8 protein-coding genes and 1 pseudogene are annotated in these 10,158 nt (G+C 70.8%); 6 read left to right on the forward strand and 3 right to left on the reverse strand.

The window, feature by feature from the left end; genetic code table 11:
• The 3 genes and pseudogenes from QIS96_RS37300 to folP form a co-directional block, all read left to right on the forward strand.
• A pseudogene (locus QIS96_RS37300) lies at positions 1–202 on the forward strand (chorismate-binding protein); the annotation flags it as partial.
• 134 nt (positions 203–336) lie between these two features.
• Positions 337–1,536 (forward strand): NAD(P)/FAD-dependent oxidoreductase, encoded by a 1,200-nt coding sequence (locus QIS96_RS37305; RefSeq protein WP_282547333.1) that lies wholly within the window; start codon positions 337–339, stop codon positions 1,534–1,536.
• Positions 1,533–2,459: a dihydropteroate synthase gene (gene folP, locus QIS96_RS37310; RefSeq protein WP_408907329.1), complete on the forward strand. Its 927-nt coding sequence runs from the start codon at positions 1,533–1,535 to the stop codon at positions 2,457–2,459. Before QIS96_RS37305 ends, folP begins: the two co-directional genes overlap by 4 nt.
• 296 nt (positions 2,460–2,755) lie before the next feature.
• On the opposite strand, the gene QIS96_RS37315 is transcribed toward folP, so the two are convergent.
• Together QIS96_RS37315 and purU are read right to left on the reverse strand one after the other, a co-directional pair.
• Entirely contained in the window at positions 2,756–3,547 is a 792-nt protein-coding gene (locus QIS96_RS37315; protein ID WP_408907330.1) for an IclR family transcriptional regulator, read from the reverse strand.
• A gap of 98 nt (positions 3,548–3,645) precedes the next feature.
• Positions 3,646–4,518 carry a formyltetrahydrofolate deformylase gene (gene purU / locus QIS96_RS37320; protein ID WP_282547334.1) on the reverse strand — a complete coding sequence of 291 codons (873 nt, stop codon included), beginning with the start codon at positions 4,516–4,518 and terminating at the stop codon, positions 3,646–3,648.
• A 278-nt stretch (positions 4,519–4,796) separates the two neighbouring features.
• Here purU and QIS96_RS37325 point away from each other — a divergent pair, with 278 nt between their 5' ends.
• The 3 genes from QIS96_RS37325 to QIS96_RS37335 all read left to right on the forward strand — a co-directional run bounded on the left by QIS96_RS37325 (position 4,797) and on the right by QIS96_RS37335 (position 9,637).
• On the forward strand, positions 4,797–7,250 hold the full coding sequence (locus QIS96_RS37325; RefSeq protein ID WP_282547335.1) for a GcvT family protein: 2,454 nt from the start codon (positions 4,797–4,799) through the stop codon (positions 7,248–7,250).
• 215 nt (positions 7,251–7,465) lie between these two features.
• A complete protein-coding gene (locus QIS96_RS37330) occupies positions 7,466–8,332 on the forward strand; it encodes a bifunctional methylenetetrahydrofolate dehydrogenase/methenyltetrahydrofolate cyclohydrolase (protein WP_282547336.1) in 867 nt (288 codons plus the stop codon).
• Positions 8,333–8,515: 183 nt separating this feature from the next.
• The gene (locus QIS96_RS37335; RefSeq protein WP_282547337.1) at positions 8,516–9,637 is read left to right on the forward strand and encodes an aromatic ring-hydroxylating oxygenase subunit alpha; all 1,122 of its coding nucleotides are present in this window, start codon (positions 8,516–8,518) and stop codon (positions 9,635–9,637) included.
• A gap of 82 nt (positions 9,638–9,719) precedes the next feature.
• Here QIS96_RS37335 and QIS96_RS37340 read toward each other — a convergent pair.
• The coding region (locus QIS96_RS37340; RefSeq protein ID WP_282547338.1) for an L-serine ammonia-lyase, iron-sulfur-dependent, subunit alpha at positions 9,720–10,158 on the reverse strand (439 nt) is incomplete at its 5' end.

The raw sequence follows: 10,158 nt of genomic DNA on the forward strand, positions 1-10,158 counted from the left end.
GTTCTGGATCGACCGCTCCGACCGCTCCGACCCCGGGCGGCCGCTGCTGCGATTCGGCACCGGCGCCGGCATCACCTGGGGCTCCGACCCCGAGCGGGAATGGGACGAGACCGAGCTCAAGGCATCCCGGCTGCTCGCCCTGGCGTCGGCGGTTCCCGGTGCGTCGAAAAATCCGTCTCCGGCGGCCCCGGCAGCTTCTTGACATCGTCTCGGACCCACCCGCAGACTCGTTGCGTCAAATGAAGCGTGTTTCTTTATGTGCAACAAGGAGTCGTTGATGATTCCCGCACGTCGTCTCGCCGAGCCGCAGCAGAATCCGTCCGCAGGGAGCGCAGTATGAACACCGTGGCCGTGATCGGAGGCTCGCTCGCGGGCCTCTCCGCCGCCCGCTCGCTGCGGGGGCAGGGGTACGAAGGCCGACTGGTCGTCGTAGGCGAGGAGATCCACCGCCCGTACGACAGGCCGCCGTTGTCGAAGGAGTTCCTGAAGGGCACGCTGCCCGAGGAGGACCTCTACCTCGAAGCGGAGGACGACGAGCTCGACGCCGAGTGGCTCCTCGGCACCAAGGCCACCGGCCTCGACCTCCGGGACCGCTCGATCCGGCTCAGCGACGGCCGCGACCTCGCCGTCGACGGCGTGGTGGTCGCCACCGGCGCCGCAGCCCGGCACCTGCCCGGCGGCTGGGGCATGACCGGCGTGCACGTCGTGCGCACCCTCGACGACGCCCGCGCCCTGCAGGACGACCTGGCGCGCGGCGGCCGACTCGTGGTCGTCGGCGGCGGCTTCGTAGGAGCCGAAGTGGCGTCCACCGCGCGGGAGTTGGGCCTCGACGTGACCTTCGTCGTGTCCGGCCCCGCGCCCCTTTCCGGCGCCCTCGGCCCCGCCATGGCCGCGACCCTCGCGCCGCTCCACGCGGACCACGGCGTGCGGGTGCTGAGCGGCACCGGCGTGCAGGGCGTGACGGGGACGCCCGCATCGGTGGGCGTGCCCGCGCGGGTGCAGGCGGTCCAGCTGGCGGACGGCCGCAGCATCCCGGCGGACATCGTGGTCGTCGGCATCGGCGCCTCGCCGCACACCGACTGGCTCCTCGGCTCCGGCGTCGAGCTGGACGACGGGGTGCGCTGCTGGTCCGACGGCACGACGAACATCCCGGAGGTCGTCGCGGTCGGCGACTGCGCGGCCTGGTACGAGCCGGCCCTCGGCCGGCACCGCCGGGTCGAGCACTGGACCGGCGCCAACGAGCGGCCCGCCACGGCCGTAGCGGCGCTCCTGTCCGGTGGCACCGCTCAACTTCCGCCGCCGAAGCCGCCGTACTTCTGGTCCGAGCAGTACGGCGTGCGCATCCAGTTCGCCGGGCACGCGGCGCGGGCCGACAGCGTCACCATCGAGGACGGCAGCGAGGAGGACCGCAGCTTCGTCGCGGTCTACCGGAGCGCCGGGCAGCCCGTCGCCGTGCTCGGCGTGAACCGGGCCAAGCTGTTCACCCGCTGGCGCAAGCAGCTCGCCGCGGCGGCGGTCGGAGTCGGCACCGCATGAGCACCGCCACACCTCTGGTCCAGGGAGCCCCCGCGCTGTCGCCGCGGGGGCTCCCTGCCCCTGCCCGGACCCTGGTCATGGGCGTCGTGAACGTCACCCCCGACTCGTTCTCGGACGGCGGCCGGTGGTGCGAACCGTGGGAGGCGGTCGCCCACGGCCTCGCCCTCGTCGGCCAGGGCGCGGACATCCTGGACGTGGGCGGCGAGTCGACCCGCCCCGGCGCCGCGCGCCCCTCGGTCGAGGAGGAGCTGCGGCGCGTGGTGCCGGTCGTACGCGAACTCGCCGCCGCCGGCGTGCCGGTGAGCGTCGACACCATGCGGGCCGAAGTGGCCGCCGCGGCGATCGAGGCGGGGGCGGGTCTGGTCAACGACGTCTCCGGCGGCCTCGCCGACCCGGAGATGCTGCCCCTGGTCGCCCGCGCCGGAACGCCGTACGTCCTCATGCACTGGCGCGGGCACTCCGCGGGCATGCAGGCGAACGCGGTGTACGACGACGTGGTCACCGATGTCGTGGACGCGCTGCGGCTGCGGGTGGAGGCGGCGCTGCTCGCGGGCCTGTCGCGGGACCGCCTGATCGTCGACCCGGGCCTCGGCTTCGCCAAGAACCCCGACCACAACTGGCAGTTGCTCGGCCGCATCCAGGAGGTCATGGGCCTTGGCCATCCGGTGCTCGTGGGCGCGGCCCGCAAGTCCTTCCTGGGCGAGCTCCTCGCCGACCCGGTGACGGGAAGCCCCCGCCCGGCCGAACTGCGGGACGCGGCCACGGCGGCGGTGTCGGTCCTGGCGGCGATGCAGGGCGCATGGTGCGTCCGCGTGCACGACGTCGCGGCCACGGCGGACGCGGTGCGGGTTGCCGCCCGTTGGGGCAGGGAAGCGGAAAGCCCGGTGTTCGGGGCGGGACGAGGCGGCCTGCAGATCCACTGAGCCTCGGCGCCCCCTGCCGAGGTAGGCCGACGCCGCGGGTCAGTGCAGCCCCTGGGCCCCGCTTCGGGGCTCCGCCCCGGATCCCGGCTGTTTGCGGCTGCCTCGCCGTCGTGGTTGTTCGCGCAGTTCCCCGCGCCCCTGAAGGACCGGCCCCTGCGGTCTTTCGGCTGCCGCTGCGTCGTGGCTGGTCGCGCCCACGCGGCTGAGCCGCAAATGTCACAGCCCCGCGCCCCTGCGCCGTCCCCGGCGTAGGCAGGCCTGATCCCGCACGCGCCGCGACGCACGAGAGCTGAGCCTCAATTCCCCTTGCTGAGGCGGCGGCTGATCTCTTCCGCTCCCGCCACGAGGGCCGGTGCGATCTCGTGCAGGTGCTCCTCGGTGAAGCGGTACGCCGGCCCGGACGCGGTCAGCGCCGCGACGGTCTCGCCCTCGGCCGAGCGGATCGGGGCCGCGATGGCGTTCAGCCCCTCCTCGTACTCCTCAAGGGCCAACGCGTAGCCGCAGGCGCGGACTTTGGCCAGGGCCGCCTCCAACTCCTCCTCGGACGTGAGCGTGTGCGGCGTCGTACGCGGGAGGCCCGCCTCGGCGAGCAGTTCGTGCCGGACCTCGGGGGCGAGGTCGGCGAGCAGGACCTTGCCGTTGGCCGTGGAGTGCAGCGGGGTCTGCCGGCCCACCCAGTTCTGCGCGGCGATCGCGGAGGGGCCGCTGACCTGATCCAGGTTGATCACGCACTCCGCTTCCAGGACCGCGATGTTGATGGTCTCGCCCAGCTCCTGGGCGAGCCGGTCGCAGATCTTGCGGCCGTACCGCGTCACGGCGATGCGTCCGGTGACCGCGCCGGCGAGGCGGACGATGCCGAAGCCGAGGTGGTACTTGCCGCGCTCGCCGTCCTGCTCCACCAGGCCGCGCGCCTCCAGGGCGCAGAGGAGGCGGAAGGCGGTGGACTTGTGCACGTCCATCGCGGTCGCCACGTCGCTCACGCCCGCCTCGCCCTGTTCGGAGAGGATCTCCAGGATGGCGACGGCCCGGTCGACGGACTGCACCCCGCCACCGGAAGCGCCCGCGACCCCAGCACTGTTGTTGCTCATGACGCAACTATATGTGAACTGCCCAACTTGACCACCCCTGTTGAGGGACTTTCTGCGGGCGCCCCGACGGACGCCCGCAGGTCTGCCGTGGCGGCCGGTCAGCGGAAGACGACGGTGCGGTTGTCGTTGATCATGACGCGGCTCTCGCTGTGCCACTCGACCGCGCGGGCGAGTACCTGGGCCTCCACGTCGCGGCCGAGCGCGACCAGGCTCGCGGAGTTCTGCGCGTGGTTCACGCGGGTCACGTCCTGCTCGATGATGGGGCCCTCGTCCAGGTCGGGCGTCACGTAGTGGGCCGTGGCGCCGATGAGCTTGACTCCGCGGGCGTGCGCCTGGTTGTACGGCTTGGCGCCCTTGAAGCTCGGCAGGAACGAGTGGTGGATGTTGATCGCCCGGCCTTCGAGCTGCTTGCACAGGTCGTTGGAGAGGATCTGCATGTAGCGGGCGAGCACCACCAGGTCGACGTCCAACTCGCCCACGAGCTCCAGGAGTCGGGCCTCCGCTAGCTCCTTGGTCTCCGGTGTCACCGGGATGTGGTGGAACGGGATCCCGTAGCTCTCCGCCAGCGGCTCGAAGGTGCGGTGGTTGGAGACGATCGCCGGGATCTCGATGTTGAGCGTGCCGGTGCTCTGCCGGAACAGCAGGTCGTTCAGGCAGTGGCCGAACTTCGACACCATGAGCAGCGTGCGCGTCGGCGTCGAGGTGGCGTGCAACTGCCAGGTGATCCCGTACGCCTCCGCCACCGGGCCGAAGCCGGAGCGCAGGCTGTCGAGGGTGGCGGCCGGGTCCGACACGTCGAACTGGACCCGCATGAAGAAGCGGTTCAGCTGCCGGTCGTCGAACTGCTGGCTCTCCTGGATGTTCCCGGAGTGCTGGACGAGGAACCCGGTGACGGCGTGGACCAGACCGGCGCGGTCGGGGCACGAGAGGGTGAGGACGAACTCACTGCCGGGGTTCGGGCGAAGGGACACGGGGTCCTCCCAGAGATGCGTATAGCGCAACACAGTGATTGATACGCAACATAGTCCGGGCCGGGTGTCCTTGGGTCAAGGGCGTTCCTCGACCTTGTTCCGCGCGATTTTCCGGCCTTCGCAGGTCCCGCGGCCGTGTCCTCGGGCGACGTTGAAATCCCGTGTCCCGACCGCCGATCCACCCCTTGACACCGGGTGGGGGCGACTGCACTGTTTGTTGCGTAACCCGATGTGTGTTGCACATCAAGCAACTTCCTTTGGATGGGAGAGTGGCGGCGATGGCGGGACCGCGCGTGGTCATCATCGGTGCGGGTGTCGTGGGAGCGGCCCTGGCGGATGAGCTGACCGTCCGGGGCTGGACCGAGGTGACGGTCGTCGACCAGGGGCCGCTGCCGGTCACCGGCGGCTCGTCCTCGCACGCCCCCGGCCTGGTGTTCCAGACGAACGCCTCCAAGGCCCTTACGGAGATGGCCCGTTACACCGTGGAGAAGTTCTCTTCACTGGAGGTCGACGGCAAACCCTGCTTCCTGGGGGTGGGCGGCCTGGAGGTCGCCACGACCCCCGAGCGCCTGGCCGAGCTGCAGCGCCGGCACGGCTGGGTGACGTCCTGGGGCGTCGAGGCCCGGCTCGTCGGACCCGAGGAGTGCGTCCGGCTGCACCCCCTGGTCAACCCCGACCGGGTCCTCGGCGGACTGCTGATCCCCACCGACGGCCTCGCCAAGGCGGTCAACGCGGTGGAGGCGCAGCTCAAGGCGGCCGAGGAGCGCGGCGCCCGCCTGCTCGGCGGCCACGAGGTCCTCGACGTACGCACCGAGGCCGGCGCCGACGGCGACGAGCGCGTCACCGCCGTGGTCACCGACCAGGACGAGATCCCCGCGGACATCGTGGTGTGCTGCGCCGGGATCTGGGGCCCCAAGGTGGCCCGCATGGTCGGCATGAACCTGCCGCTGACCCCGCTCGCCCACCAACTCGCCTGGACGGGACCGGTTCCCGAGCTCGCCGGGCAGGACCAGGAGGCGATCCGCCCGATCCTGCGCCACCAGGACGCGGACCTCTACTACCGCGACAACTTCGACCGCCTCGGCATCGGCTACTACGGCCACCGCGCCATGCCCGTCTCCGCCGACGACATCGCCTCCCTCGCGGACGCCGAGGAGATGCCCTCCGTACTCCGCTTCACCCCCGACGACTTCGCCGAGGCCTGGACCGAGACGCAGTCGCTGCTGCCCTCCACCCGCGAGGCGAAGGTCGAGGAAGGCATCAACGGCCTCTTCTCCTTCACCACCGACGGCATGCCCCTGCTCGGCGAATCACCCGAGGTGAAGGACTTCTGGGTGGCGGAGGCGGTGTGGGTGACGCACTCCGCGGGCGTCGGCCGGGCCGTCGCCGAGTGGCTCGTCGACGGCCACTGCTCCTCGTTCGACCTGCACGAGTTCGACGTCAACCGCTTCGAGACCCACCAACTGGCCCCCGAGTACGTCCTGGCCCGCGACTGCCAGAACTTCGACGAGGTCTACGACATCCTCCACCCCCTCCAGCCGCCGGGTGCGCCGCGCCCCCTGCGCACCAGCCCCTTCCACCCCCGCCAGCAGGAGCTCGGCGCGGTCTTCCTGGAGGCCTCCGGCTGGGAGCGGCCCCAGTGGTACGCGGCCAACGAGTGCCTCCTCGAAGGCCGCGACATCCCCACGCCCAACGACTGGGCCGCACAGTTCTGGTCCCCGATCGTCGGCGCCGAGGCCCAGGCCACCCGTGAGAACGTCGCCCTGTACGACATGACCGCGCTCAAGCGCCTGGAGGTCACCGGGCGCGGCTCGGCCGCCTTCCTGCAGCGCCTGGTCACCGGCAACGTCGACAAGTCCGTCGGCTCGGTCACGTACACCCTGCTCCTCGACATCGACGGCGGCGTCCGCAGCGACGTGACCATCGCGCGCCTCGCCAGGGACCGCTTCCAGGTCGGCGCCAACGGCAACCTGGACCTCGACTGGTTCCAGCGCCACCTGCCCGCCGACGGCAGCGTGCAGGTCCGCGACATCACCGCCGGCACCTGCTGCATCGGCCTGTGGGGACCGAAGGCCCGCGAGGTGCTCCAGCCCCTGACCGACGCCGACTTCTCCAACGCGGGCCTGAAGTTCTTCCGCGCGAAGCAGGCGTACATCGGCTCCGTCCCCGTCACCGCGATGCGCCTGTCGTACGTCGGCGAGCTCGGCTGGGAGCTCTACACCACCGCCGACATGGGCCTCAAGCTGTGGGACACCCTCTGGGAGGCCGGTCAGGAGCACGGCATCATCGCCGGCGGCCGCGGCGCCTTCAACAGCCTGCGCCTGGAGAAGGGCTACCGCTCCTTCGGCGCCGACATGACCTACGAGCACGACCCGTACGAGGCCGGTGTGGGCTTCGCCGTGAAGAAGGACAAGGACGACTTCATCGGCAAGGCCGCCCTCGAACGCCGCGCGGAGCACGTCACCCGCCGCCTGACCTGCCTGACCATCGACGACCCGAGCGACGTCGTCATGGGCAAGGAACCCGTGCTCGACGGGGACCGGCCGGTCGGCTACGTCACCAGCGCCGCGTACGGCCACACCATCGGCAAGGGCATCGCCTACGCCTGGCTGCCCGCCGAACTCGCCACCCCCGGACAGCAGTTGACTATTCGTTACTTCGACCGGTGGATCTCCGCGGTCGTCGCCGAAGAGCCCCTGTTCGACCCCAAGATGCAGCGCCTGCGCGGCTAGGCCGTCTCCTTCGGATCTTGCCGGGGGCGCGGGGGCTGGCACGCGCATCTGCGGCGTTGTCGTCGGTTGCCAACGCTCCGCGTTGACGCCCTCCTCCGCCTTGCAGCTGCACGCACCAGCCCCCGCTCAACTTGATCGGCAGCTCACCGCCGACCGGATCCGGCCTGATCCGAAGGAAACGGCCTAACGGAGCTTCTAGGAAAGGTGACAGAGAGATGAGCGCGAAACTCCTCGACGGCCGTGGGACAGCGGCCGCCATCCGCGCCGAACTCGCCGCGCGCGTCGCGGTGCTGGCCGAGCACGGGATCGTCCCCGGACTCGGCACCGTACTCGTCGGCGACGACCCGGGCAGCCACTCCTACGTGGGCGGCAAGCACCGCGACTGCGCCCAGGTCGGGATCGCCTCGATCCGCCGGGACCTGCCCGCCGACGCCACCCAGGAGCAGGTCGAGGCCGTCGTCGACGAGCTCAACGCCGACCCCGCCTGTACCGGCTACATCGTCCAACTCCCGCTCCCCAAGGGCCTCGACGCCAACCGCGTCCTGGAGCGCATGGACCCGGCCAAGGACGCCGACGGCCTGCACCCCGTCAACCTCGGCCGCCTCGTCCTCGGCGAAGAGGCCCCGCTGCCCTGCACCCCGCGCGGCATCGTGGAACTCCTGCGCCGGTACGACGTACCGCTCGACGGGGCCCGCGTCTGCGTCGTCGGCCGCGGCGTCACCGTGGGGCGGCCCATCGGCCTGCTGCTCACCCGCAGGTCCGAGAACGCCACGGTGACCCTCTGCCACACCGGTACTAAGGGCCTCTCCTGGCACGTCCGCGAGGCCGATGTCGTGGTCGCGGCCGCCGGGTCGGCCGGGCTGATCACCAAGGACATGGTCAGGCCCGGCGCGGCCGTCCTCGACGTCGGCATCAGCCGCACCGAAGAGGGCCTGCTCGGCGATGTGCACCCGGACGTCGCGAACACCGCGGGCTGGGTCGCGCCGATGCCCGGCGGCGTCGGCCCCATGACCCGGGCGATGCTCCTCGCCAACGTCGTCGAGGCGGCCGAACGCGCCGCGGGCATCGCCCCGCAGCGCTGACGCCTCCCCCTGACTCTCTGACATCTCACAAACCGGCGGCCCCGCACCGGCCGACCGCACCGGTCGGCCACTGACCGCGGCCGGGCGGGGCCGCCCGCTCCATCGTTCATCCCTGCGCGTCCTGTGCGACCTGCGCGATCACACCTGACCACCTGCCCAAGGTGCTTCTTCACGAGGTGAACCATGACTACTGCCGGACTTCCGGAGAGCCTGATCTCGACCCTCCCCGGTGAGCACTACACGGACCCGGAGATCTTCCGCCTGGAGCAGGAGAACATCTTCGAGACGATGTGGTTCTGCGCGGCCCGTTCCTCGGATCTGGGCAAGCCCGGTGCGTTCAAGACCGTCGACGTCGGCCGCGAGAGCATCCTCCTGACGCGCGCGCGGGACAACTCGGTCCGGGCCTTCTACAACGTGTGCCGGCACCGCGGCGCCAAGCTCTGCACCCAGGAGTCCGGCGAGGTGCGCCGCTCCTTCCAGTGCCCGTACCACGCCTGGACGTACGACTTCGAGGGCAAGCTCACCGCGGCCCCGAACCTGACGAAGATGCCCGACATCGACCGCAAGGAGTACGGGCTCGCGCCGGTCTCGGTGCGCGAGTGGCTCGGCTATGTGTGGGTGTGCCTGGCCGAGAACCCGCCCTCGTTCGAGGAGTCGGTGATCCAGGACGTGGTGGACCGGCTCGGCGACGCGAACGCGATCGTCGGGTACGACGTCGAGAACCTGGAGGTCGGCAAGCGGATCGTCTACGACGTCAAGGCGAACTGGAAGCTGATCATCGAGAACTTCATGGAGTGCTACCACTGCGCGACCATCCACCCCGAACTCACCGAGGTGCTCCCGGAGTTCGCCGACGGATTCGCCGCGCAGTACTACGTGGGGCACGGCGCCGAGTTCGGCGGTGACGTCGAGGGCTTCACCGTGGACGGCTCGGAGGGCCTCGACCGCATCCCCGGCGTCTCGGAGGACCAGGACCGCCGGTACTACGCGATCACGGTCCGCCCGCAGGTCTTCATCAACCTGGTGCCCGACCATGTGATCTTCCACCGCATGTACCCGGTGGCGGCCGACCGGACGATCGTCGAGTGCGACTGGCTGTACCTGCCGCACGTCGTCGAGAGCGGCAAGGACGTCAGCCGCTCGGTGGAGCTCTTCGACCGCGTCAACCGCCAGGACTTCGACGCCTGCGAGCGCTGCCAGCCGGCGATGAGCTCGCGCCTGTACGCCAAGGGCGGCGTCCTCGTCCCGAGCGAGCACCACATCGGCGAGTTCCACGACTGGGTCCAGTCCCGCATCGGGCGCTGACCCCCAACGAAGAGGGCGCCGTGGTCGGATGACCGCGGCGCCCTTCTCGTATGTCCGGGTGGCTTGTGTTCGGGTGGCTCGCTCAGCACTCGATGATGTTGACGGCGAGTCCGCCGCGGGCGGTTTCCTTGTACTTGACGCTCATGTCGGCGCCGGTGTCCTTCATGGTCTTGATGACCTTGTCGAGGGAGACCTTGTGGGAGCCGTCGCCGCGCATGGCCATCTTGGCGGCGGTGACGGCCTTGACGGCGGCCATGCCGTTGCGTTCGATGCAGGGGATCTGGACGAGGCCGCCGACGGGGTCGCAGGTCAGGCCCAGGTTGTGCTCCATGCCGATCTCGGCGGCGTTCTCGACCTGTTCGGGGGAGCCGCCGAGGACTTCGGCGAGGGCGCCTGCGGCCATGGAGCAGGCGGAGCCGACTTCGCCCTGGCAGCCGACTTCGGCGCCGGAGATGGAGGCGTTCTCCTTGAAGAGCATGCCGATGGCGCCTGCGGCGAGGAGGAAGCGGACGATGCCTTCC

The organism is Streptomyces cavernicola (genome assembly GCF_029968035.1).
GTDB lineage: Bacteria > Actinomycetota > Actinomycetes > Streptomycetales > Streptomycetaceae > Streptomyces > Streptomyces cavernicola.

Coding starts and splice junctions, on each gene's coding strand:
- QIS96_RS37305 (WP_282547333.1), top strand. CDS start 337: ATGAACACCGTGGCCGTGATCGGAGGCTCGCTCGCGGGCCTCTCCGCC.
- QIS96_RS37315 (WP_408907330.1), bottom strand. CDS start 3,547: ATGAGCAACAACAGTGCTGGGGTCGCGGGCGCTTCCGGTGGCGGGGTG.
- QIS96_RS37335 (WP_282547337.1), top strand. CDS start 8,516: ATGACTACTGCCGGACTTCCGGAGAGCCTGATCTCGACCCTCCCCGGT.
- QIS96_RS37325 (WP_282547335.1), top strand. CDS start 4,797: ATGGCGGGACCGCGCGTGGTCATCATCGGTGCGGGTGTCGTGGGAGCG.
- QIS96_RS37330 (WP_282547336.1), top strand. CDS start 7,466: ATGAGCGCGAAACTCCTCGACGGCCGTGGGACAGCGGCCGCCATCCGC.
- folP (WP_408907329.1), top strand. CDS start 1,533: ATGAGCACCGCCACACCTCTGGTCCAGGGAGCCCCCGCGCTGTCGCCG.